General features: G+C 73.7%; 20 protein-coding genes. 8 read left to right on the top strand and 12 right to left on the bottom strand.

Going from position 1 to position 22,654, the window contains the following annotated elements; genetic code table 11:
* Positions 1-5: 5 nt before the first annotated feature.
* The 4 genes from ABEB06_RS33235 to ABEB06_RS33220 form a co-directional block, all read right to left on the bottom strand.
* Positions 6-1,607 (bottom strand): PP2C family protein-serine/threonine phosphatase, encoded by a 1,602-nt coding sequence (locus ABEB06_RS33235; RefSeq protein WP_345700623.1) that lies wholly within the window; start codon positions 1,605-1,607, stop codon positions 6-8.
* A gap of 329 nt (positions 1,608-1,936) precedes the next feature.
* Positions 1,937-2,368: an ATP-binding protein gene (locus ABEB06_RS33230; protein ID WP_345700622.1), complete on the bottom strand. Its 432-nt coding sequence runs from the start codon at positions 2,366-2,368 to the stop codon at positions 1,937-1,939.
* Between the two features lie 511 nt (positions 2,369-2,879).
* The gene (locus ABEB06_RS33225) at positions 2,880-3,713 is read right to left on the bottom strand and encodes a hypothetical protein (RefSeq protein WP_345700621.1); all 834 of its coding nucleotides are present in this window, start codon (positions 3,711-3,713) and stop codon (positions 2,880-2,882) included.
* A complete protein-coding gene (locus ABEB06_RS33220; RefSeq protein ID WP_345700620.1) occupies positions 3,710-4,210 on the bottom strand; it encodes a SigE family RNA polymerase sigma factor in 501 nt (166 codons plus the stop codon). The genes ABEB06_RS33225 and ABEB06_RS33220 overlap by 4 nt, the downstream gene beginning before the upstream one ends.
* Before the next feature lie 341 nt (positions 4,211-4,551).
* On the opposite strand from ABEB06_RS33220, the gene ABEB06_RS33215 reads away from it, so the two are divergent.
* Positions 4,552-6,126 carry an IS1182 family transposase gene (locus ABEB06_RS33215; protein ID WP_345701881.1) on the top strand — a complete coding sequence of 525 codons (1,575 nt, stop codon included), beginning with the start codon at positions 4,552-4,554 and terminating at the stop codon, positions 6,124-6,126.
* Positions 6,127-6,384: 258 nt separating this feature from the next.
* Here the strand turns inward: ABEB06_RS33215 and ABEB06_RS33210 are convergent, their stop codons facing one another.
* Genes ABEB06_RS33210 through ABEB06_RS33200 form a run of 3 tightly spaced genes read right to left on the bottom strand, consistent with a single transcriptional unit; the run spans position 6,385 to position 8,805 of the window.
* Positions 6,385-6,732, bottom strand: coding sequence for an ATP-binding protein (locus ABEB06_RS33210; protein WP_345700619.1), 348 nt, complete (start codon positions 6,730-6,732; stop codon positions 6,385-6,387).
* 1 nt (position 6,733) lies between these two features.
* Positions 6,734-8,461 (bottom strand): SulP family inorganic anion transporter, encoded by a 1,728-nt coding sequence (locus tag ABEB06_RS33205; RefSeq protein WP_425559729.1) that lies wholly within the window; start codon positions 8,459-8,461, stop codon positions 6,734-6,736.
* Positions 8,458-8,805 (bottom strand): ArsR/SmtB family transcription factor, encoded by a 348-nt coding sequence (locus ABEB06_RS33200; protein WP_345700618.1) that lies wholly within the window; start codon positions 8,803-8,805, stop codon positions 8,458-8,460. Before ABEB06_RS33200 ends, ABEB06_RS33205 begins: the two co-directional genes overlap by 4 nt.
* A 297-nt stretch (positions 8,806-9,102) precedes the next feature.
* On the opposite strand from ABEB06_RS33200, the gene ABEB06_RS33195 reads away from it, so the two are divergent.
* Complete coding sequence (locus ABEB06_RS33195; protein ID WP_345702071.1) at positions 9,103-9,444, top strand: hypothetical protein; 342 nt, start codon at positions 9,103-9,105, stop codon at positions 9,442-9,444.
* 106 nt (positions 9,445-9,550) lie between these two features.
* Here the strand turns inward: ABEB06_RS33195 and ABEB06_RS33190 are convergent, their stop codons facing one another.
* On the bottom strand, positions 9,551-9,952 hold the full coding sequence (locus tag ABEB06_RS33190) for a hypothetical protein (protein WP_345700617.1): 402 nt from the start codon (positions 9,950-9,952) through the stop codon (positions 9,551-9,553).
* A 115-nt stretch (positions 9,953-10,067) separates the two neighbouring features.
* Between ABEB06_RS33190 and ABEB06_RS33185 the strand changes: the two genes are divergently transcribed.
* Together ABEB06_RS33185 and ABEB06_RS33180 are read left to right on the top strand one after the other, a co-directional pair.
* Complete coding sequence (locus ABEB06_RS33185; protein ID WP_345700616.1) at positions 10,068-11,426, top strand: hypothetical protein; 1,359 nt, start codon at positions 10,068-10,070, stop codon at positions 11,424-11,426.
* 92 nt (positions 11,427-11,518) lie between these two features.
* A complete protein-coding gene (locus ABEB06_RS33180; protein ID WP_345700615.1) occupies positions 11,519-11,980 on the top strand; it encodes a hypothetical protein in 462 nt (153 codons plus the stop codon).
* Here ABEB06_RS33180 and ABEB06_RS33175 read toward each other — a convergent pair.
* A complete protein-coding gene (locus ABEB06_RS33175) occupies positions 11,958-14,006 on the bottom strand; it encodes a SpoIIE family protein phosphatase (RefSeq protein WP_345700614.1) in 2,049 nt (682 codons plus the stop codon). The two genes, ABEB06_RS33180 and ABEB06_RS33175, sit on opposite strands and share 23 nt — an antisense overlap.
* Before the next feature lie 51 nt (positions 14,007-14,057).
* On the opposite strand from ABEB06_RS33175, the gene ABEB06_RS33170 reads away from it, so the two are divergent.
* Positions 14,058-14,243, top strand: coding sequence for a hypothetical protein (locus tag ABEB06_RS33170; protein ID WP_345700613.1), 186 nt, complete (start codon positions 14,058-14,060; stop codon positions 14,241-14,243).
* Between the two features lie 302 nt (positions 14,244-14,545).
* Positions 14,546-15,163, top strand: coding sequence for a carbohydrate-binding module family 20 domain-containing protein (locus ABEB06_RS33165; RefSeq protein WP_345700612.1), 618 nt, complete (start codon positions 14,546-14,548; stop codon positions 15,161-15,163).
* Positions 15,164-15,199: 36 nt separating this feature from the next.
* Here the strand turns inward: ABEB06_RS33165 and ABEB06_RS33160 are convergent, their stop codons facing one another.
* Positions 15,200-17,962 carry a helix-turn-helix transcriptional regulator gene (locus tag ABEB06_RS33160; RefSeq protein ID WP_345700611.1) on the bottom strand — a complete coding sequence of 921 codons (2,763 nt, stop codon included), beginning with the start codon at positions 17,960-17,962 and terminating at the stop codon, positions 15,200-15,202.
* A gap of 186 nt (positions 17,963-18,148) precedes the next feature.
* Here ABEB06_RS33160 and ABEB06_RS33155 point away from each other — a divergent pair, with 186 nt between their 5' ends.
* Entirely contained in the window at positions 18,149-20,338 is a 2,190-nt protein-coding gene (locus tag ABEB06_RS33155; RefSeq protein ID WP_345700610.1) for a M4 family metallopeptidase, read from the top strand.
* 272 nt (positions 20,339-20,610) lie between these two features.
* Entirely contained in the window at positions 20,611-20,892 is a 282-nt protein-coding gene (locus tag ABEB06_RS33150; protein ID WP_345700609.1) for a hypothetical protein, read from the top strand.
* A gap of 55 nt (positions 20,893-20,947) precedes the next feature.
* On the opposite strand, the gene ABEB06_RS33145 is transcribed toward ABEB06_RS33150, so the two are convergent.
* Positions 20,948-21,526 carry a TetR/AcrR family transcriptional regulator gene (locus ABEB06_RS33145; protein WP_345700608.1) on the bottom strand — a complete coding sequence of 193 codons (579 nt, stop codon included), beginning with the start codon at positions 21,524-21,526 and terminating at the stop codon, positions 20,948-20,950.
* Positions 21,527-21,603: 77 nt separating this feature from the next.
* Positions 21,604-22,494: an SDR family NAD(P)-dependent oxidoreductase gene (locus tag ABEB06_RS33140; RefSeq protein ID WP_345700607.1), complete on the bottom strand. Its 891-nt coding sequence runs from the start codon at positions 22,492-22,494 to the stop codon at positions 21,604-21,606.
* Positions 22,495-22,654 lie beyond the last annotated feature (160 nt).

The raw sequence follows: 22,654 nt of genomic DNA, 5'->3' as shown, positions 1-22,654 counted from the left end.
CTGGGCTACCGGGCGATGTGCAGGACGCAGATGTCGTCGCGTCGTCCGCGGGCCGGGTCGAGCTCGTCGAGGATGCCGTCGAGCGGGCGCGGATGGCCGACGCAGGCTTCCGCGGTGGAGGCGAGGCGGGCCAGCCCTTCGTCGAGTGCCTGCCCGCGCTGCTCGATCAGGCCGTCCGTGTAGATCAGCAGGTGGTCGCCCGGTTCGAGGGTCAGGGTGGCGGCCTCGTAGCGGGGGGTGGCGGTCGCGCCGAGCAGGATGCCCTCCGGCAGCGGCAGGTAGCGGGCGCGCCCCCGGCGGACGAGCAGCGGCGGCGGGTGGCCGGCACGGGCCCAGGTCAGCTTCGCGGTGTCGGGTTCGTAGCGGGCCAGGATCATGGTGGCGGTGGTGGGGTTCTGCTGAGCGGTGTGCAGGAGGAGGGTGTTGAGGCGGCCGAGGATCGTCTGCGGGGGGATGCCGGCGGTGATGGCCATGCTTTTGGCGCTGAAGCGCAGCTGCGCCATCGTGGCGACCGCGTCGAGGCCGTGGCCGGCGACGTCGCCGACGACCAGCAGGGCGCTGCCGTCGGGGAGTTCGATCGCGCTGTACCAGTCGCCGCCGACGTCGAGGTCCTGCTGCTGGGGGCGGTAGGAGACGTCCACGGTGAGGCCGGCGAGGAGCAGGGACCGCTGGTCGAGCGGTAGCAGGGCGTGCTGGAGGCGGGCGGCGAGCTGGCGCTCGGACGTGAGCCGGGTCTGCTGGGCGAGCGCCGTGCGCTCCTGGTCGAGCAGGCGCTGTTCGGCCTGCTTCTCGGCGGTGCGGTCCTGGAAGAACCCGTGGACCTCCACCGGATTGCCGTGGGCGTCGCTCTCGGCCTCGGCGACGATCCGCACGTGCCGCACCTGTCCGGCCGGGGTGGTGATCCGGAAGGTGTGGTCGATCGGCTCCCCGTCACCCAGGAGCCGCTGCACGGTTTCACCCAGTGCGGGCAGGTCCTCCGCGAGGACGTGGCGGGGCAGCTCCTCCAGGGTCATCGGCCCGAGCTCGGGATCGCGGTCGAAGACCGCGTAGGTCTGCTCCGACCAAGTGATCACGTCGCGGACCAGGTCCCAGTCCGCCCAGCCCATGCCCCCCAAGCGCTGCATCACGGTGAGCCTGCGCTGCTCGCGCTCGCCGCTGTCCAGGCGGGCCCAGGAGACGACCAGTCCGCCGCGGCAGGCCGCGGCCCGGACGGCGAAGCGGGAAAGCCGCGGGATCCCTGCGAGGACCTCCTCGTACTGGAACGGCTCGCCCTCCCAGCGGCCCCCGGTGGCCAGGGCCCGCAGGTACCCGTGCCACAGCTCGGTGCCCACCACGGTCGGGTACGTCTCCACGACGCTCAGGCCGACCAGGTTGCCGCCCCGGCGCCCGCCGATGTCGACCGCCTCGGGCGAAGCCGCGGCGATGCGGAAGTCGACCACCTCGCCGTCCGCGTCGCGCACCGGCAGCAGGAAGGTCACCGAGCCGGGGAGGGCGTCCAGCATCTCCTGGACCGCCGGTACCGCCGGCGTTCCTGCGCCGTCGTCGGCGGGCGTCGGTCGGGAGAGAAGGTAGCGGGCGCGCGAGAACGCGTCGCCGGTGATGTCCACGGCCCCACCCTAGTGACCGGCCCAGTCGCCCCACCAGGCCGCACGGTGGCGGGTCGGACGACCGGAGGCCGTCCACGGTCTCATCGACGGTGTCAGGTGGTGCTCGGGGGTGTGCGAAGTGCCCGGGGTGGGCGAAGCCCCACCGTGCCGCGGACCCGGTGACCACGGAGGTGTCGGCCGACGTCGCGTTCGATGCCACCGGGAACGCGTCGGGCTGACCCGGGCGTGATCTGCAGCCGTCCGGCGAGGACGGCCCCCGCCGACGGCTGAGCCGGCTGTCGTCGGTCAGCGCGGCGGCGGGGCGCCGGGGCGGCGGGGCGGCGGGGCGGCTACGGAGCGTGGGTCGCGGGAGGTGGTAGGTCGCATTCGGCCCAGACGGTTTTGCCGCCGTCACCGGGGTGACAGCCCCAGGCGTGGGCGAGGCGGTCGATGATCCGCAGGCCGTGGCCGTGCGGGGTGTCCGGCGACAGGGACTGCACGCGCGGTCGGGCGGGGGTCGCGTCGGTGACCTCGATCCGGATCCGGTTCACCGGGGTCCGGCACAGCTCCAGGGCGAGCGGGCCGCCGGCGTGCTCGGCAGCGTTGGCGAGGAGTTCGGCGGCCACCAGGACGATGTCCGCGATGGCGGCCGGGTCCGCGCCGGGGTGCCAGGCCCGGAGGGTTCCACGGGTGAAGTCGATGCCCGCGCTCACGTCGGGCGCCGACCTCGCAGGGAAGGCGAGGCGGCGGTGGAAGGCCGGTTCGACCGGCAGCGGACGCAAGGGCACTCCCGAAATGGGCCGGATGCTGCCGGGCGTCTTCCCGCTCGCGGTCGGGCCACTCCTCGTGGCGCCTGCTGGTCCTCACGTGCTCAGTGCGTGCGCCGGAGTACGGGCTGCGGGCTGCGGGCAGGACGGTGTCGACCTCGGTGATGCGCAGGGCGCGGCGGGCGGGCCCCGGAGGGGCGACCAGGACCAGGCGCACGCCCCGGCCGTCTCGAGCTCGAGGAGCCCGCCGAGCTCCGCCACAGCAGCCAAAGTCGGGTGAGTCCACGAGCAGGTCGCACAGGTGGGCGACCGTCAGAGGCCGAAGTCGCCGCCTTCGACAGAGGATGGGCAGGCCGATGGCGGTCAGGACGACGGGAGCAGGATGTGGCCCCGGCGGCTGAGCGCCTTGGCGATGACGGCACCGTCGGCGAGGTGGGCACCGCTGCGGCGGCCGCCGGTCGCTGGTGACCGAAGTCCTGGGCCGGTAAAACGATGGCGCACCCCGGAGACGCTGCCTCACCTCAGGTCACTGGGCGGGCAGGCCCGCCATCACCTGCCGCCAGGCCGGATCGAGGGCGATTGCGGACAGCTCGGACAGGCCCAGCAGCGGGGCATTGGTGTACGGCCGCGTCCCGTCCTCCCCGTCCCCCCCGGGATTATTGCTCGCCGTCACCATCACCTGCGACCCGTCCGGCCACTCCAGCACTGCGCTCCAGGTCTGGAGCCCTGAGGCGTCCGCCAGCTGCCGGACCATCAGCGTTGTGCCGTCCGGCTGCCGGGTCGCTGTGCAGGTGGGCTTCGTGCATTTGGCCGTGGAGAGCAGGGAGGTGCGGGAGAAAGTGATGCCGACGCCGCCCCGGCCGCTGCCCTTGGTGAGGGCGAAGCCGGCGGCCAGGACCTTGGAAGGCTCACCCGAGGGCCACTGTCCGCCCGGGTCCACCCGGAACGGCGCGCTGAGCTGCAGGTCGGACGGTAGCTTCCCCCGCAGCAGATCGAGCAGCTGCGCCGAGTCGGTCGGCGCCACGGGCGCGGTGCTGCTCGGAACCGGGCCGGGCGAGGTGCTCATCGCGGCCGGCGGGAGCGGCCCGGGAGCGGCCGCCGGCCCCAGCCGGCTCAGGCCCAGCCCGGCCGTCCCGACCACCAGCACCGCGGCGACCGCCAGCTGGGCCTGCCGGATCCGGCGCAACCGCCGTCCCCGGACCGCGGCCCGGTGGACCAGGTCGGGACTGTGCGGGGAGAACCCCCGCACGGCGAGGTCGAAGGCGTCGTGCAGCTCGTGGTCGGACTGCTGCTCGTGGATCACGGTGCTCTCCGGTCCGTCGGGGGGCGTGGGCTGCGGGTGCTGGTTCGAGGCCGTCATGACCGGCTCAGTTCTGCGAAGTCGTGGCCGAGGACCTGCCGCAGCCGGTCCTTGGCCCTGAGGCTGCGCGACCGCACCGAACCGACGCTGATCCCGGTCAGCTGAGCGGTCTCCTCCACCGAGCGGTCCTCCCAGTAGCGCAGGACGAGCACCGTGCGGTCCTTGGCCGACAGCTGGGCCAGCGCCTCCAGCAGCGCCATCCGCAGCGTCGGGTCCTCCGGCCGACCGCTCTTCTCGGGCAGGTCGCCCACCGGGCGCTCGCCGGAGCGGCGCAGCCTGCGCTGGGAGATGAAGGTTCGGGTCAGCACCGTGTGGGCGTACGCCACGGGTGCCTCGGTGCGGTCGATCCGCCACCAGGACCGGTACATCTTCGCCAACGTCTCCTGGACCAGGTCCTCCGCCAGGTGCCAGTCGCCGGTCAACAGGCAGGCCGTGTGGAACAGCCTGCGGCTGTGGGCGTGTGCGAACTCCAAATAGCCCGCGGGTGCTTCCCCCACCAGATGATCCTTCCGAGCTCGGTTGTCACAGCACCCACGCCGCGACCCCGGGCGGACGTTACACACCCAGCCTGAAGAAGCTTTCTCCCCTTGTCCCTCTCCGACGCCGTCGCCGACCCGACCTCGCCGAGGAGCACCACCACGCCGGCCCCGCTGCCGGCGGGTGACGCTGGGAGGAGGGGGACGGCCGCGGACCCCGAGCGCGGCCGTCCCCCTGACCTCCGGTCAGCGGGGTTGCGCGGAACGGTCCGCGTCGGCGCCAAGCAGCGCTAGAAGTCTGATGAAGATGTTGGGTTCTGGCCTCGTCGCGTGTGCGGTGGGGCCAGACTCGTTTCGTGGCGATGGGGGAATGGGCTGGGGAGTTGGTCGGGCCGGATGTGTGGGAGACCTGCCGGGAGTTGATCCCGGCCGGGAGTGTGTTCGCGTTCCTGGCCGAGCACCGGGAGGCCCTGTTCCCGGGCTCGATGTTCGCGGACATGTATCCGTCGAGGAACGGGCGGCCGAGTATGCCGCCGCAGGTCCTGGCGGCGGCCGTGGTCCTGCAGAGCCTGCACGGCCTGTCGGACGTCGACACGGTCCAGCAGTTGCGGTGCGACCTGCGGTGGAAGGCCGCGTGCGGGCTCGGCCTGCACGACACCGCGTTCGACCCGTCGCTGCTGGCCTACTTCCGGCGCCGGCTGCAGCGCTCACCGGATCCGAACCGGTTGTTCGCCCGGGTCAAGGAGGTGGTGGCGGCCACCGGCGTGCTCAGGGGCAGGCAGCGGCGGGCGCTGGACTCCACCGTGCTGGACGACGCGGTGGCCACCCAGGACACCGTCACCCAGCTGATCGCCGCGATCCGCCGGGTGATCCGGGACGTCCCCGACGCGGAGCGGACCGCCGCCGCGTGGTGCACCGCCCACGACTACACCGACCCGGGCAAGCCCCGCATCGCCTGGAGTGACGAGGCCGCCCGCACCGCACTGGTGGACGCCCTGGTCACCGACGCGCTGAACCTGCTGGGCCGCCTGCCCGAACGGCCACTGGACGAGAAGGCCGCGGACGCCGTCGGACTGCTGGCCCTGGTCGCCGGTCAGGACGTCGAGGTCGCCGACGGCTCCGACGGACGCGACGGCCGATGGCGGATCGCCCGCGGCACCGCCCGCGACCGCATCGTGTCCACGGTGGACCCCGAGGCCCGGCACATCCACAAGAACCGCACCCGCCACCAGGAGGGCTTCCGCGCCCACGCCGCGTTCGAGCCCGAGACCGGTCTGCTGACCGAGGTCGCCCTCACCGCCGGCACCGGAGCGGACAACCACGAGGCCGCCGTCGCCCAGGACCTGCTCGCCGACGAGACCGGGACCCTGACCGTCCTCGGCGACACCGCCTACGGCACCGGCGACCTGCGCGAAGCCCTCGAGGACGACGGCCACACCCTGATCATCAAGCCCCCGCCACTGCGGCAGGCCGTCCCCGGCGGCTTCACCGGCGACGACTTCCACGTCGACACCCACGCCGGCACCGTCACCTGCCCCGCCGGCCACACCAAACCCCTCGGCCGCCCGGATGCCAAGGGCGCCCGGGCAGCCCAGTTCAAGAAGCTCTGCACCGACTGTCCCCTGCGCGATCGGTGCACCCGCTCCAAGACCGGCCGAGCATTCCAGGTCCACGCCCACTACGACCGCCTGAAAGCCGCCCGCGACCAGGCAGCCGACCCCGACTGGCAGGCCGAATACCGCCGCTGGCGGCCACCGGTCGAACGCGCCATTGCCTGGCTCACCGCACAGGCCAACCGCCGCGTCCCCTACCGAGGCGTCCTGAGGAACGACACCTGGCTCCACAACCGCGCCGCCGCACTCAACCTCCGCCGACTGATCAACCTCGGACTCACCCGCACCCGCCACACCTGGACCATCACCCCCACCACCACATAGCGCAGAAGGGCCGCCCCAACCGGGACAGCCCTCCCAATGCCAAGATCTTCATCAGACTTCTAGATGCCGCCGTGCTGCTTCAGCGCGCGCCTGCTCTGGGCGAACAGCATGCCGCCATTGACGCTCTTGCGGCAGACCACGACGGCGACGACGTCTCGTGCCACCGCCTGTGGGATTTCCTCAAAGAGGCAGGCGACCGACAGGCCGGCATTCTGCGCTCCCGGATGAGGGTGCCGGCGCGGGGAATGCGCCTACCGCTCAGGAGGCGGGTCTGGCGACCAGGATCTGGATGGGTTTCCCCGCTGCCGCGAGCCGGTCCGCGGTGACGGTCAGGTGGCCGTCGAAGCCTCCGGTGATCTCCGCGACCACCGCGAGCCCGCCGCCGGTGAATGTCAGGGTGACATCCCGGCAGCGGGTGTGGCGGACCGTGTTGGTGACCAGCTCGGTGACGATCAGCTGGACGGCGTCGAGCACGCTCCTGCCCGGGGGCACGCCCCAGGCGATGAAGGCCGTTCTGGCGGTGCGGGCCGCCCACGGGATCGATGCCGCGGTGTTGGCGAGCTCCACCCGGTAGGTCCGCCCCTGCGGCGGTTCCGGACGCCGCACGTCAGGCACCTGCCGCGGGATGGCCGTGCAGGTGGCGTCTGGCACAGGAGATCGCATCGGGGGTGGCGGCGAACACGCGGTGCCCGGCGTGGAGGGCGTCGAGGACACCGAGGGCGTCCAGCGTCTTGAGGTGGCCCTCCTGCACGCCGGAGACCAGGACGAGGATGCCCCGCCGTTCCAGTTTGGTGATGGCGTCGCCGAGGACCAGGGCTCCGGTGGCGTCGATCGCGCTGACTCGGGACAGGCGCAGGATGACGGCCTTGACGTCGGTGGTCTCGGCGAGTTCCAGCAGGAAGCGGTGGGCCCCGGCGAAGAAGACGGGACCGTCGATCCGGTAGGCGACGATGTGCTCGGCGAGCAGCGCCTGCTCCTCGGCGTGGTGGTCGGCCGGTGGGAGCCCCTCGTGCAGCGGCACCCTGGTCAGTGCGGCGGAGCGGGCCACCTGACGCAGGGCCAGCGCGCCGGCGACCAGGAGGCCGACGATGACGGCGGTGACCAGGTCGAAGGCGAGCGTCGCTCCGGCGGTCAGGACCAGGATCGCGGCCTCGCCGCGGCCGCTGCGGGCCAGGGCCCGCAGCGAGGCGACCTCGACCATGCGCACCGCGGTGGCGATCAGCACACCGGCGAGCGCGGCGAGCGGGATGCCGGAGACGAGCGGGGCCGCGGCGAACACGACCAGGGCCAGCGCGGCGGCGTGGACGAGTGCGGCGAGCCGGGAGGCGGCTCCCGAGCGGACGTTGACGGCGGTGCGGGCGATGGCGCCGGTCGCGGCGACGCCGCCGAACAACGGGGCGAGGAGGTTCGCGATGCCCTGGCCGAACAGTTCGCGGTCGCTGTCGTGCCGCTCCGAGACGCTCATCGCATCCGCGGCCGTGGCCGACATCAACGACTCGAGCGCCGCCAGGGCCGCCACCGCCAGCGCGGCACTCGCCAGGTGCGGGATCTCACCGACGTGCAGGAAGGCCAGCGAGGGCGCGGGCAACCCTGCGGGCAGGTGCCCGATCGTGGCCACGTCCAACCCGGCCGAACCGGCGACGACGGTGGCCGCGGCGACCGCCGGCAACGAGAACGGGATGCCCGGGCGCAGCCGGGCGCCGATCAGCATCACCGCCGCCACGCCGGCCGCGAGTGCGGCACTCGCCAGGTGCGGTCCGGCGGCGAAGGCGACGACGGCGTCCCAGGCGCCGATCACGACGTTCTCCGCCCCGGAGGGCCGCACTCCGAGCGCGGCGGGCACCTGCTGGAGGCCGATCACTCCGGCGATGCCGAGGGTGAATCCTTCCACCACCGGTGCCGGCACGTAGGCCATGAACCGGCCGGCCCCGCCGAGCGCGGCGGCGACCAACAGGACGCCCGCGAGCAGTCCGACCGTCAGAACGCCCGCACTGCCGTACTGGTGGACGATCGGGACCAGGACGACGGTCATCGCACCGGTCGGACCGCTCACTTGGAGGTTGGAGCCGCCGAAGAACGCCGCCAGCGCGCCCGCCACCACCGCGGTCGCCAATCCGGCCTGGGCACCCGCTCCGGAGGCCACGCCGAAGCCGAGGGCCAGCGGCAGCGCGACGATCGCCACCGTCAGCCCGGCCAGCAGGTCCTTGCGCGGGGAGCGGCCCATCGTCGCCAGGACGTCCCGGGTCGGCAGCACCGCCCGCAGCCGTCTTCCCGTGCGCCGGACGAGAACCGCGAGGACGGGGGCGGCCGTGAGGTCCGCGGAAGTCCCGCTCATGCCCGGTGCACCTGGTGGTCGGGCTCGCGCAGCTCGGCGAGCAGCGCCTCCTGATCGGTGATCATCTCGGTGAGGATCCGGCGGGCGGCGCGCAGCAGGTCGACCACGTCCGGCGTGCTCAGCGCGTACACGACGGTGTTGCCCTCCCGGGTCGCCGTCACCAGCTGCGCCCGGCGCAGCACGCCCAGCTGCTGGGAGAGGTTCGAGGGCTCGACCTCGATGGCGGCCAGCAGCTCGCGCACCGGGCACGGCCCGTCCTGGAGCAGCTCCAGGACCCGGATCCGGACCGGGTGACCGAGCGTGCGGAAGAACTCCGCCTTGGCCTGGTAGAGCGGGACCGCCATCGCTCAGCCCTCCTCCTCTTCGTCCACCGAGTGACCCGGACCACCGGATTCACAGATAAAGCATCTCTGAATGTGAAGAATTCTTCAACTCACGATCATTGCAAGTCGGCGCCGGGCCGGAACCGTTCAATCACGGTCGGTCTCGATCGGCAGGGCGCGCCACATCGCTGCGATCCGTAGCCTCACGGACACGATCGGTCGACCGCCACGACGGCAGCGGGCCGGCACCCACGTGCACCGACCAACAGCAGGGAGCAGCGAACCGTGAACGGAGTCGACCAGGCACTCAAGGACGCGATGGCCATCGACGGGGCGCTCGGCGTGGCACTCGTCGACCTCGAGAGCGGCATGGCCCTGGGCACCCGGACGACGCTCTCCACCCTCGACCCGGCCCTCGCCGCCGCCGGCCACACCGACATCGTCCGGGCCACCCAGCAAGCCCTCGCCACCACCGGCCTCGACACCGAGACGATCGAGGACATCCTCACCAGCCTCACGGCCCAGTACCACCTCATCCGACCGCTCCGCCGGAGCAACGGCAGCCGCCTGTTCCTGTCCCTCGTCCTCGACCGCACCCGCGCGAACCTCGCCATGGCCCGGCACCACCTGCACCTCATCGAAACCGGGCTCGACGTGTAGGAGGAGCGCCGTCCACGAGGCCGGAGCCGTGACGCGGGCGTCTGGGACGCGGCGGCCTCCGCGTCCCACCGGCGGGGAAGCCGGTGGGCGCGCCGGTCACGTCACGTCACGCCACGTCGCGGTGGACGTCGGGATGCGTGGCGTCGCCCGCGAGGACCGCGTCGACGGTCCGGGTGAACTCGACGAGCTTGTCGGCGCTCAGCCCGGCGGCCGTGACCAGCGGCCCCTCCGAAGCGACCAGCCACGACCGGTAGTCGCGCAGGAACGCCCGGAACCGGGCGACCCGGTCGTCGTCGGTGAGGTGCTCGTCGGCGCCCAGGTCGGAGAGGCCGTTGGCCTGCCGCCCGATCGCGCCCAGCCAGAAGGCCTGCCATTCGCGCAGCCAAGGCACCGTGCGGTAGTCGGCGTTGGCCTCGACGTACATCGCCGCCAACGCCATGAAGGTCTCCTGCTGGACGTCGTGGGCGTGCGCCCAGTGCCCGCAGAACCTGAACATCGACCAGCTCACGCCCTGTCCGCCTCTCCGTAGCCGTGGCCTCCTCGGTAGCCCGCCGGGCTCCGCGGCCCCACGGAATTCCCGACCCGGGTAGGGTGGGCAACTCGGTGAGCGGAGGGGGTACTTGATGGCTTCGTCGGCCGACAGTCAGCAGACAGTCGTGGCCAGGCTCTACTGGGACGGCGTGGAAGCCCGCTCCCGGGCGCAGCGGGCCGAGGGCGCGGAGCAGCGCCGTCTGCTCCTCCGGTCGCTGGACCTGCACGGCCGGGCGGCGGACATCCTGCGCGCGGAACTCGACGGCTGCCCGGACGAACCGCTGCTGAGCGAGCAACTCGCCTCCCTGCTCTACTCCCTGGGCTCCTCGCAGACCGCTGCGGAGCTGACCGGGGACGCCGTGTCGTCCCTCGACGAGAGCGAGCACCACTACCAGCGCTCCGCCCTCGCCCCGGCGGACCTCGCCTCCCGGATCGGCGACGTCCGGGCGCGCCGCGCGGCCGCGCACTCCGCCGCCGGGCACGCCGCCTCCGCCCTCGTGGACTGCGACCGGGCGGTGGAGGTGTACGCCGGAGCCGGGTTGCCGTCGGCGCCGCCCCCTCGCTCGCTCGACTTCGCCCGCCTGCTCAGTGTCGTCGCGGTCGTCCAGGCGCGGTACGGCGACCCCGACCAGGCCCTGTTCTGCGCCGGAGAGGCCCTCGCCCGGTACCGGGAAGCGATCGACGCCGTGGCCGCCGACCCCGACGCCCACCTCCCGTACGCCAACGGCATGGCGGCGGACGTCGCGTCCCGGATCGAGGCCGCGCGGGGTAACTGGGACCACGCGCTGGGTGTGGACGGCTTCGTGCTGAGCATCGCCGAACAGGGCCTCGGCGACCTCGCCGGCGCGCTGGCCCGCACCGGCGTCCACCTGCGTGCCGCCGGCCGCCCGGCCGACGCCGCTCCCCTGCTCGCCAGAGCCGCCGGGCTCGATCCGGCGGCCGTCCCCGCCCAGCAGCGCGTCCTCGACGAAGGGGTGCCGGTCACCCTCGGCGAGGCCCTCCTGCGCGCGGGGTCCGCCCTGGGCGAACCCGTCGAGGCCCTTCACCGCGCCCTGGTCTCCGGCGGGTCCGCCACCGTGACGGGCCGCCTGGGCGACCCCCGGGAGGCCGCACCGTATGCCCGCCGCCTGGGCCTGCTCGCCTCGGACCTGGTCCGGGCGGACGGCGACCCGGACGTCGCGTGGCGGCTCGCGCTGGAAGGCCACCTGCTGTACGACACCGCCCTCCGGCACCTCGGCGGGTCCCCCGGGGATTGGCTGCGCGCACACGGCGAGGGGTGGGCCCGCACCGGGATCACCGCCCTGCGACTGGCCGGATCACGGCACGAGCCGGCTGTCCGCGACGATCTGCGCCGACTGCTGGCGGCGCTCTCCGACCGCCTGGAGGAACTGGCCGCGTCGGGCCACCCCGTCGCGGGAGCCGCGGAACTCGCGCGCCTGACGGCCCGGTGAGCCCGGCGGGCCCGCCGCCCGGGTCGACCCCGCCGGGCCGGGCCGCCCCCGGCCGGGGGTCCTGCGGTGCGTTCCGCGATCAGGGGGCAGCCATGGACGAGACCTCGGACGCACGTGCCGAACTGGACCGGCTGGGCCGGGCACTGCGTGGGCAACTGGTCGCGCTGGTGAAGGATCTGACGGTCCGCGTCCACCTCCGCCGGCTGTCCCTGGACGAGCCGGAGGTCGCCGACCGGCGCGAGCCGCTGCGCTACCACTACGCGACGGTGTACCAGGGCGACCGCCCGGCCACCGTCACGGCTGCCGAGACGGCTTCCCGTGCGTCCCGCCTCCTCCGCGCGGCCGGCTGGGAGGTCACCGTGTCGGAGGAGGACGATGACGGCAGGCGCTGGAGGGTGGTCGTCGCCCACCGGGACGGCAACCGCATCCGCATCGGGACCTGTGACGAAGTACCCGCGGTGGCGTTCCGCGGCCGGACGCCGGCGCTGGTCATCCGGCCACCGCGGCCACCGGCCTCGCGCGCGGATCGGCTCAGGGCACGGCGCGGGCGATGAGGAGGGCGACGTCGTCCTGGTTGTCGGGGCGGCGAAGAGCGCTGAGGAGAAGGTCGCAGGTGTCCTCCAGGGGCCGGCGGGGGCCGGCGAGGAGGTCGGTGAGGGTTTGCAGGCGCTGGTCGATGTCCTGGTCACGGACTTCGACGAGGCCGTCGGTGTAGAGGACGAGGTCGTCGCCGGTGCGCAGGGTGAGGTCACGGGCCGGGAAGGGCAGGCCGCCGACGCCGAGCGGCGGGCCCGGGTCGAGGCGGACGGGGTGGGGGGCGTGGCCGGGGCGGGCGAGCACGGGGGGCGGGTGGCCGGCGCAGGCGAGGCGGCAGCGGCCCGTGGCGGGGTCGTAGAGGGCGATCACGGAGGTGGCCATGGCGTCGCCGAGGTCGCGGGTGACGGCGTCGAGGTGGGTGAGGAGGTCGGCCGGGTCCGAGGTGAGGCGGGCCAGGGCGCGGATGGTGGTGCGGAGCTGTCCCATGGTGGCGGCCGCGGTGATGCCCGAGCCCATGACGTCGCCGACGACCAGCAGGGTGCGGCCGCCGTCGACCGGGATGACGTCGAACCAGTCGCCGCCGGTCTCGTCGGTGGCGCTGGCGGGCTGGTAGCGGTGGGCGATGGACAGGCCCGGCGGGTCGGGGGCGTGCCGGGGCGGCAGCAGGTGGCGCTGGAGGGCGAGAGTGGCCTGGCGCTGGTGCTGGTACCAGCGGGCGTTGTCGATGGCGACGGCGGCGCGGGCGGCGAGTTCACTCGCGAGCAGGACGTCGTCCTGGTCGAAGGGAGCGGGCGTCCGGGTGCGTTTGAGGTCGAGGGCGCCGAGGACCCGGCCGCGGGCGATGAGGGGAACGGCCAGGTAGGAGTGGACGCCGGCTTCGGCGAGGAGGCGAGCGGCGTTCTCGTCCCGGGCGATCCGGGTCAGGTCCGCGGCGGTGACACGGGGGACGAGGACGGGGCGGCCGCCGACGGCGGCCTGGGTGACCAACCGGTGCGGGTGGTAGCGGGTGACCTCGCCGATCGGGTCGGCGGCGTCGGTGGCCGGAGTGCTGTCAGCGGCTTTGATCGCCATCGCGCGGAACTGGGCGGACCCGTCGTCCGCGCGGGTCGTCGCGCCCGGCAGGGCGGCGTCGAGCAGGTCGACGGCGGCGATGTCGGCCACTTCCGGCACGGTCACCTCTGCGAGCTCGCGGGCGGTGGTGGGCAGGTCGAGGGTGGTGCCGACCCGGATGGAGGCGTCGGCGATCAGCGACAGGCGGCGCCGGGCCCGGGCAGCGGCGACGGACTGCTCGTAGGGTTCCGTGATGTCGATGACCGAGACCGCCAGCCCGATCACCCGGTGGGCCTGGTCCTCCAGGCGGTAGAACGACGAGCTCCAGGCGTGGGTGCGGTCGTCGTGCGGCACGCGGCCGACGGCGAACTCGTCGAGCACCGGCCGGCCGGTGGCGAGCACCTGGCGCATCCGGTCCTCGATCGCACCGACGTCCAGGTGCGGCAGGACCTCGTGCGGGGTGCGGCCGCGGTGTTCGGCGGCGGGCAGGCCGTTGATCTTCTCCAGGGCGGGGTTGACCATGACGTAGCGCAGGTCCTCGTCCAGGACCGCGAGTCCGATGGGTGCCTGGTCGACGATCCGCGCGGCCAGGGCCAGGTCGCGTTCCAGGCGTCGCACGGTCTCGCGGGGGGAGGCGAGGCCGAGGGCGTACAACGTACCGGAGGCGGCTTGCAGGCGGGTGTTGCGGAACTCGACCAGCATGGTGCGGCCGTCCTTGTGCTGGACGGGGAACGCCCCGGCCCAGGTGCCCCCGCCGGCCATCACCTGTTCGAACGCCTGGTGCACCTGTGCGCGGCGCCCTTCCTCCACCAGCAGCCGCGAAGCCTCGCGGCCCAGGGCCTCCTCGCAGGTGTAGCCGAACAGGTCCTCGGCGGGTGGGCTCCACAGGGTGATGCGGCCGTGGTCGTCGAGGACGACGGCGGCCACCCCCAGGACGTCCAGCAGCCCGCCGGCCGCCATCGCGGCATCCGCCGGGCCGAGTCGGCGCGCCATCACCACCACCTCCATCGCCCCTTCGACTGCGGGGCCGCTGGTCCCTCCATCGTGCGCCGCCCCCCTCCGGACGCCAGTCGGCCCGGCGGCCGGCAGGTCCGGGCGCCGTCCCGGCGACTGCAGCCGTCCGCACCACCGCCCGCGCCGAAACGGCGGCCGCCGGTGGGCGGGGCCCTGCTCAACGAGGCGTTCAGCGACGACGGCCCCACGATCGTCAACGACTGCTTCGACGAGTGACGGCTGCGGTCCGGCCACCGACGCGACTGAAAGATTTTTCGCCAACTTGCGCAAGAAGCGCGCCCGGCTCCGCAACCGGGGGCACGATCGCCCGACGTGCACACAGGGGGCGCGCCGCACCCTCCTCGATCGTTCAAACATTGAACGAAGCACAGGACAGGCGCCCCAAGTTGCGGCCGATTCTCTTCTATAAATGAACGAATGAGTCGGCTTGAGTCCGCCCTTTGCTCCAAGTCATGTTGAGATGTGGCGCAGAGAGCGGCCCCCGTGCCGCCGTCCTCGTGCTCTTGAAGGGAACCCTCATGACCCTGACCCATGCCCGAGCCGCCCTCCTCGGACGAGCGCTCCTGTTCGCCGCGTTGCTCCTGGCCCTACTCGGCGGCACCGTCGCCCGCTCCCACGCCGCCGACTCCGGGGACGCCGCCCCCCTCACCAGCTTCCGGGCCACCGCCACCACCGTGTGGGGCCAGGGCCTCTTCGTCGTCGGCGACCTCGCCGAACTCGGCGCGTGGGACCCGGCCAAGGCCGTCCCCCTCAGCACCGACGCGGGCACCTACCCGCTGTGGACCGGCACGGCCCCACTGCCGCCCGACACGGCCGTCCAGTACAAGTACCTGAAGAAGAACCCCGACGGCACCGTCATCTGGGAGGGCGGCGACAACCGTACCGGCGTCACTCCGCCGACCGGCGCGCCCACCTTCACCGACACCTGGCAGGAGACCGCTCCCCCGTGCCTGAGCTACTCCAGTGACTGGCGCTACACCTTCGTCACCAATGCCTGCGCCCAGCCCTACTCCGTACAACTCACCTACGTCAGCGGCACGTCCAGCCCCTGCCGGTACACGGAGCCCGGGGACGTGGTCACGTTCGCCGGCTACGGCACCAACGGCAACTACGTGACGCAGCTGCGGCTCTGCTGATCCCGTGCGAGCCCGACCCGGGTGGAAGCTCGCCGGTCACTCGGGCGCCGGGGCCGATGCCGATGCCGATGCCGGGGAAACGGCGTGCGCGAGCTGGACCCGCGAGTGGACGCCGAGTTTCCGGTAGACCCGGGTCAGGGTCGCTTCCACGGTCTTGACGCTGACGGTGAGGGCCGCGGCGATGTCGCGGTTGCTCGCTCCGCCGGCGGCGAGCCGGGCGCAGCGCTGTTCGCCGGGGGTGAGGCGCGGACCGGGGGCGCCGTCCGCGGGGGTGCGGTCGAGGCGGTCGAGGGCTCGTGCGGCTGCTTCGGCCCACGGGTGGGCCTCGTGGGCGGTGAAGAGGTCGGCGGCGCTGCGGGCCGCCGCGCGGGCGCTCGCGCGGCGGCGTCCGCGCCGTTCGGTGTGGCTGAGGGCCAGCAGGGTCCGCCCGCGTTCGATGGGGAGGTGCAGGAGGCGGTCGGCCGTGTCGGTGAGGCGGTGGGCGGCCGTGTCGTAGTCGCCCCAGGCGGCATCCAGGAGGGCCCGGGCGCGTTCGAGCGCGGGCAGCGCGGAGTGTCGGCCGAGGTCGGTGGCGGTGCGGTGGGCGTCGGTCAGCAGGCGGTGGGCCTGGTCGCAGCGGCCCAGGGCGATGAGGGCTTCGGCAAGGTCGGCGTGCCAGCGCAGGACGGTCGGGTCGTGGACGTGCTGGAGTTCCTCCAGGGTGCGTACCTCCTCCAGGGCCTCCAGGGCTTCCTTGGGACGTCCGGTGACGAGCAGGAGGTGCCCGAGGGCGAAGAGGTTGCGGGAGAGGAAGACCCGGTTGCGCTCCTGCCGGGAGGCGTCCGCTCCGCGGCGGGCGTGGGCGAGCGCGAGGTCGGTGCGCGAGGCGGTGCCCTCGACGAGGGCGGAGGTGTAGCAGGCCGGCCCGGGCGGGAGAGCGGCCCGGTCGGTCAGCGTCTGGGCTCGGGCGGCGTAGTCGAGGGCCCGGCCGCACCGGCCGGCGCGGATCTCCACCTCGGCGAGGCTGCGCAGGACGTCCACGGTGCCCTCGGCGTCCCCGGCCCGCTCGGCCTGGACGAGCAGGGGCAGCAGTGCGGTTCGGGCGTCGTCCGGGCGGTCGTCGAAGAGGGCGTGGCGGGCGGCGAGGTGTTCGGGCCCGGCGTTGGCGGGGACGGGGCTGGTGCGGGGCAGGGACAGCGCGCGGTCGAGCGTGGTCTCGGCGTCCGGGCTGCCGAGGATGCGTTGGACGCGCGCCTGCATGGTCAGGGCCAGGGCGGCGGTGGTGGTGTCCCCGGCGGCCCCGGCGAGGTCGGCTGCCTGGGCGGCCAGGGCGGCGGCCTGGGCGGGGGCGCCTTCGTTGATGTTGGCCCGGATGGCTCGGCGGAGCAGGATCCGGGCGATCAGGTCGGGTCGGCCGGCCGCCTCGTGGACGGCCCCGGCGAACAGTTCGTCGGCGCCGTCGAGGCGCTGTCCGCTGGCGTCGAGCAGGATCAGGAGGGCGCCGACGCGTTCTGCGGGGCTGCTGTCGTGGTCCAGGACGAGGCGGGCGGCGGCCCGACCGCGCCGGAGGTCGCCGCACCGGGCGGCGTCGTGCGCGGCCGTCAGGGCCCGTTCGGTGAGCAGCCCGGTGTCCTCGCGCGGGGTGCGTTCGGCGGCGAGGAGGGAGAGTTCGGCCGCCAGCGGGTGCTCGCCGCGCAGCCGGGCGTGGCCGGCTGCGCGGGCGGCGTCGCGCGCGGTGTGCCGGGCCGTACGCGGGTCGCCGGTGTCGGCCGCCAGCGCGGTGTGCCGGTCGCGCCTGACGCTGTCGTGGCTGGCTTCGGCCAGGCGGGCGTGCAGGGCCCTGCGGACGGCGGCCGGCAGCCGGGTCGCCAGTTCCGTGGCGGTCGCCGAGGCGGTGAACCGCAGCGTTCCGCCGCGCTGCCCGATCTCCAGCAGCCCGGCCGCCTCGGCCTCGGCCAGGAGGTTCCCGGCTGCCGGTCCGGCGAGGCGGGTGAGCAGCTCGACGTCGGGCCGGTCGTCCAGCGCCGCGAGCGTCAGCAGCTCCTGCACCCGGTCCGGTACCTCGTCCAGCCACTCCCCGACCAGTCGTCGGGCGGTCGGTGGAAGGACCGGGTCGTCCCCGCCGTCCGGGTCGGCGGTCGGGCCCGCGGCGTCGGCGAGCGCCAGGGCGAGCGCCGGGTTCCCGCCGCTGAGGGCGTGGATCCTCGCGACCTCGCGGGGGGCGGGCCGGTACGGCGACAGCAGCGCCGCGACCTGATGGGCCGTCAGGGCGGGGACGCGGACCGCGCAGGCGTCCGCTCCGCACCAGTGGCCGCCGGCTCCGGGCCGCCAGGTGCGCTCGGCCGCGATGACGGGAAGCTCCGGGGCCAGGCGCAGGGCCCAGCCGAGGACGGCCGCGCTGGCCGCGTCCAGCCACTGGGCGTTGTCGACCAGCAAGGTCATGGCCGGTGCGTCCCGCAGCAGTGCGGCGGTCAACCGGCGGAGCCGGAGGGCCGGGCCGGCGTGGTCCGAGGGGCGCGGCTCGCCGGACGCCTCGTCCAGCGCCGCCGCGAGTTCCCGCGCGGCCGGCAGCGACGGGAGGGCCATCGCGAGTTCCAGCAGCCCCGCGTAGGCGACCCGGGTGTCCTGCGGGCCCGGGGCCAGCCGCAGGACGGGCAGGCCGAGCCGCCGTGCCAGGACACCGGCCGCGGTGGTTTTCCCGATCCCGGGCGGCCCGAACAGCACCGCGCGGCGGGTGCCGTCCACCTCCTCCGGCACCACCGGCAGCACGGCGCCGGCCGTCCCGTCGAGCACGCTCACCCACGTCGCAGAGTCTGGCATCGGGCCATGGTGCGCCCTCGGGACCGTTCCGGTCCAGGTCAAGGGGTTGCCCTGATTTCGGCCACCCCCCGCTTTCCCTAACGTCATCGCCACAGTCGAGCTGTCCCCGGCTGCCGGACGTCCCCCCACCCCTCCGACGACGTCCTGCGGCTGCCCCCTCTACCCCAGCTCGGCGGGAGGATTGCGATGTCCCGCAAGAACGCCCTGGCCGCCGCCGTCGCGGCCGCCCTCGCCCTCGGCACCGTGACCGTGGTGGCGACCCAGTCCACCGCGGCGGCCCGCGGCTCCTCCGCCCGACCCGGCGCCGGGTTCCGGGCGATGGCGGCCGAGGTCCGTGGCGAGGCGATGCGCACGGCCGACCGGGAGGCCGCCGCGACGGCCCGCGCGCTCGGCTTCGGCGCCGACGAGAGGCTGGCGGTGAAGGACGTCCTGGTGGACGCCGACGGTGCCCGTCACGTGCGCTACGACCGCACCTTCCGGGGCCTGCCCGTCATCGGCGGCGACCTGGTCGTCCACTACGACGCGAACGGCAGGGCCACCGGCTCCGACCAGGCCCACCGGGGCGCGCTCAAGGTCGTCGGCACCACGCCGAAGCTCAGCGCGGCCGACGCCTCGGCCGCGGCCGTCCGGCACGCCAAGCACGTCAAGAACGCCAAGCCGGACGCCGCGGACAGCAGCGCCCTGGTGGTGTACGCGGTCGGCAAGGTTCCGGTGCTGGCGTACCGCTCCACCGTCACCGGCGAGGGCGATGCCGGCGCCGCCTCGCGCGAGGCCGTGATCGTCGACGCGGCCAGCGGCGCGCCGCTGGACCAGTACGAACTGCACCAGGGCGTCACCGGGACCGGCAACGGCACCACCGTCGGCCAGGTCTCCATCGAGACCACCCAGTCCGGCAGCAGCTACACCCTGACCGATGCCGCGCACGGCGGCACCATCGTCTACGACTCGTACAACAGCTCGCAGTCGAACCCGAAGCAGAACGCCCGGACGTTCTCCAAGTCCACCAACTCCTGGGGCAACGGCACCACGTCGAGCCGCGAGAGCGCCGCCGTCGACGCCTCCTACGGCCTGGCGAAGACCTGGGACTTCTACAAGGACACCTTCAACCGCTCCGGCATCCGCAACGACGGCCGCGGCGCGCCCGCGTACGTGCACGTCGACACCAGCCTGCTGAACGCGTTCTACGACGACGACTGCTTCTGCATGTTCTTCGGCGACGGCTCCTCGCAGAACAGCAACACCCCCGTCACCGCGCTCGACGTGGCCGGCCACGAGATGAGCCACGGCGTCACCGCCGCCACCGCGAACCTGAACTACTCGGGCGAGTCCGGCGGCCTCAACGAGGCGACCTCGGACATCTTCGGCACCATGGTGGAGTTCTACGCCAACAACGCCGGAGACCCGGGCGACTACTACATCGGCGAGAAGCTCAACATGTCCGGCGGCTACATGCGCCGGATGGACAACCCCTCGCTCGACGGCTCCTCGTTGTCCTGCTACAGCTCCAGCGCCGGCTCGGTGGACGTCCACCTCTCCTCCGGCATCGGCAACCACTTCTTCTACCTGGCGTCCGAGGGCACCGGGGCGAAGACCATCGGCGGCCGCTCGCACAACGGCACCACCTGCAACAACGACACCTTCGCCGGCATCGGCAAGGACAAGGCCGCCGCCGTCTGGTACCGGGCGCTGAGCGCCTACATGACCTCCACCACCAACTACTCCGGCGCCCGCACGGCCACCCTGCAGGCGGCCGCCGACCTGTACGGCACCAACTCCCAGGAGCGGTACCTGGTCTCCAAGGCGTGGGCGGCGGTCAGCGTCGGCACCGCCCTGCCCGACCCCGGCACCGGGACCCCGAGCCCGAGCCCCACCTCCAGCTCGACCCCGGCCCCGAGCCCGACCCCTAGCCCGACCGCGACCTCCACCCCGGCCCCGACCGGGAACGCCCTGGTCAACGGCGGCTTCGAGCAGGGCACCACCGGCTGGACGCAGAGCGACAACGACATCACCAACTCCACCCTGCAAGCGGCCCACGGCGGCTCCTGGTACGCCTGGATGATGGGCTACGGCACCTCCGCCGTCGAGTCCCTCTCCCAGAGCGGCATCGCCGTGCCCGCCACCGGCACCCCCAAGCTCACCTTCTGGCTGAAGGTCACCACCCAGGAGACCGGCACCACCGTCTACGACACCCTCAAGGTCAACGTCAACGGCACCACCCTGGCGACGTACTCCAACGCCAACGCCGGCACCTCGTACGTGCAGAAGACCGTCGACCTGTCCGCCTACAAGGGCCGGACGGTGCAGCTCGAGTTCGCCGGTACCGAGGACGCCTACCTGGCGACCACCTTCCTGGTCGACGACATCGCCATCGGCTGACCGGCCTGCGGGGCCCCGTGACCCGGCCGGGTTGCGGGGCCCCGCGCGGTTTCCGCTGCCGACCGGGGGGCGATGAAAGGTATTGCTGAAAGTTTCAGTCACGCATAAACTCTGCCGATACGACCGGATAGGGCGTAGCGCACTCCAGACTGCCACCGCACCAGGGTGCCCCTGCGCATCGGGCGCACCCGCGGCCCACCCCCCTCGCCGCGGCCATGCACCTGCGCACGGCGTGTCCCGCGCCCATCGGCTGCCCCAGCACTGGAGATGCCATGGCTTTCGCCTCCGCAGCAACCGCACCCGACACCACCTGCCGGGCCGCGCCCACCGCCCGGCCATCCGGCGGGTCCCCGCTCCCGGAGCCGTTCTGGCTGGTGACGGCACCGACCCTTTCCCATCACGGGACCACGGGCATCCAGACCTTCGCCGTCCGCGCCGCTTCCCTGCGCGTCGCCCTGGGCCGCGCCCGCGAGGCGGCGCACACCGAGACCGCCGTGCTGCGGCGCCGCGCGGCGCTGATCGACGTCTCCGCGGCGACCGCCACCCGCCTCTGAAGGGGCACCCGCACCAGCCCGGAAGTTGCAGACATGCATGGCCCGGTCGAATCGCTCACGGGCTCGGCGGCGTCGTGCGCAGGCCTTCGAGGAGGGTCGCGAGGTAGCGGCGCGCGGTGTCGACGCGGTCGGCGGGGGCGCCACCGTGGACGCTCACCGCGTGGGCGATGCCGCACATGAGCGGGACGAGGTCGGCGGCGGTGAGGTCGGGGCGGACCACTGCGGCGTCGCGGGCCCGGGCGAGGAGTGCGGCGCCGGTCGCCGCGAGCGACCTCTTGAGTTCCGTCGTTCGCGGCACGGCGTCCGTGGCCGCGGCCGCGACCGGGGGCAGGGCGGCGTCGGTGACCTGCGCCTCGACGGTGCGGAACAGGAAGCCCGTCAGGCCGCGCCAGGGGTCGGCGTCGTCCAGGGCCTGCCGTCCCTGGGCGGCCAGGGCCTCCAGGCAGGGGGTGGCGACGGTCTCCAGCAACGCCTCCGGCGTGGCGAAGTGCCGGTAGACGGTGCCGACCCCGAGGCCGGCCCGGCGGGCGACGTCGTTGAGCTGCAACGGTGTTCCCTCGTCGACCAGGTCGCGGGCGACGGAGACGATCCGCTCCCAGTTGCGGGCCGCGTCCTTGCGCAGAGGAGTCGTCATGGGGCCATGCTAATCGGATGGTTGATCCGGTTGACCGCCGACCGCCCCCGTCCGCCCGCACCGCGGCGGTACGCCGCTCAGACGGGCGCGAGGGGTGCGTGCAGTTCGCTCAGCCGGCGCACGGCTTCGGCGACGCGGGGATCGACCGCCGCCCGGTGCGGGGCGATCGGCCGCGCCCGGGCGCCGATGACGATGCCGGTCCGGCCCGCCAGTGCGCCGTCGGCGGCGGCCACGATGGAGGGCCTGGCCGCCGTGGACGCCGGACCGGAGGTCGAGCGTTCGAACCTGCGGCGCACCAGCGGCCACAGCAGCCGCAGGGCGGGCGAGACGATCTTCGGGTCGGTCATGGTGCCGTTGGTCATGCCGGTCGCGGCCCCTCCGGGATCGGCGGCGAAGACCGAGACGCCCGTGCCGTCCAGCCGGGCGGCCAGGTCCAACGTGTAGGCCAGGTTGGCGAGTTTGGCCCGCCCGTACCAGTGGAAGCCGTAGTAGCCGCCCGGCGGTTCGACGGCGTCGAACCGCCGCTTGGCCACCGCGACCGCGCCCGACGTCACGTTCACGATCCTGCTCGGCGCACCGGCCGCGAGCGTGGGAAGCAGCAGTTCGGTGAGGAGGTAGGGCGAGAGGTGGTTGACGAGGAACGACGCCTCGACACCGCCCCGGGTCCGGCGCTCGGCGAACATCGCCCCGACGTTGTTGACCAGCACCGCCAGCGGCTCCCCCGAGGAGGCCTGATCGAGAGCGATCCTCCGGGCGAGCGCACGCACCTGCTCGAGCGAGGCGAGGTCCGCGGGCAGGAACCGGGCCGGGGACGCCGGGCGCGTCGCGTTGATCCGCTCGACGGCCTCGGCCCCCCGCTCTTCGTCGCGTCCGATCACGGTGACCGCGAATCCGGCGGCGGCCAGCCCCAGCGCCGTCTCCAGTCCGATGCCGCCTGTTCCGGCCGTGACCACGGCAGCCTTTCCCATGCGCTCCTCCACGGGCAGTCAATCGGATAAGTAATCCGCTTAGGCGCGACGGTAGCACACATCCGGATGAACTATCCGCTTGAAGCTCCGGCCGCGCAGCGCAGCCGCCCGCAGGGGACGGACCGAGCACCCGGCGCCCGGTGTCAGCGGCCGTGTCGAC

This window comes from Kitasatospora terrestris, assembly GCF_039542905.1.
GTDB lineage: Bacteria > Actinomycetota > Actinomycetes > Streptomycetales > Streptomycetaceae > Kitasatospora > Kitasatospora terrestris.
This window is presented reverse-complemented; position numbering and strand designations above follow the sequence as displayed.

Coding starts and splice junctions, on each gene's coding strand:
- ABEB06_RS33155 (WP_345700610.1), top strand. CDS start 18,149: ATGTCCCGCAAGAACGCCCTGGCCGCCGCCGTCGCGGCCGCCCTCGCC.
- ABEB06_RS33165 (WP_345700612.1), top strand. CDS start 14,546: ATGACCCTGACCCATGCCCGAGCCGCCCTCCTCGGACGAGCGCTCCTG.
- ABEB06_RS33160 (WP_345700611.1), bottom strand. CDS start 17,962: ATGCCAGACTCTGCGACGTGGGTGAGCGTGCTCGACGGGACGGCCGGC.
- ABEB06_RS33215 (WP_345701881.1), top strand. CDS start 4,552: ATGGGGGAATGGGCTGGGGAGTTGGTCGGGCCGGATGTGTGGGAGACC.
- ABEB06_RS33140 (WP_345700607.1), bottom strand. CDS start 22,494: ATGGGAAAGGCTGCCGTGGTCACGGCCGGAACAGGCGGCATCGGACTG.
- ABEB06_RS33225 (WP_345700621.1), bottom strand. CDS start 3,713: ATGACGGCCTCGAACCAGCACCCGCAGCCCACGCCCCCCGACGGACCG.
- ABEB06_RS33200 (WP_345700618.1), bottom strand. CDS start 8,805: ATGGCGGTCCCGCTCTACCAGGCCAAGGCGGAGTTCTTCCGCACGCTC.
- ABEB06_RS33205 (WP_425559729.1), bottom strand. CDS start 8,461: ATGAGCGGGACTTCCGCGGACCTCACGGCCGCCCCCGTCCTCGCGGTT.
- ABEB06_RS33175 (WP_345700614.1), bottom strand. CDS start 14,006: ATGGCGCGCCGACTCGGCCCGGCGGATGCCGCGATGGCGGCCGGCGGG.
- ABEB06_RS33180 (WP_345700615.1), top strand. CDS start 11,519: ATGGACGAGACCTCGGACGCACGTGCCGAACTGGACCGGCTGGGCCGG.
- ABEB06_RS33195 (WP_345702071.1), top strand. CDS start 9,103: ATGGCCATCGACGGGGCGCTCGGCGTGGCACTCGTCGACCTCGAGAGC.
- ABEB06_RS33145 (WP_345700608.1), bottom strand. CDS start 21,526: ATGACGACTCCTCTGCGCAAGGACGCGGCCCGCAACTGGGAGCGGATC.
- ABEB06_RS33185 (WP_345700616.1), top strand. CDS start 10,068: ATGGCTTCGTCGGCCGACAGTCAGCAGACAGTCGTGGCCAGGCTCTAC.
- ABEB06_RS33150 (WP_345700609.1), top strand. CDS start 20,611: ATGGCTTTCGCCTCCGCAGCAACCGCACCCGACACCACCTGCCGGGCC.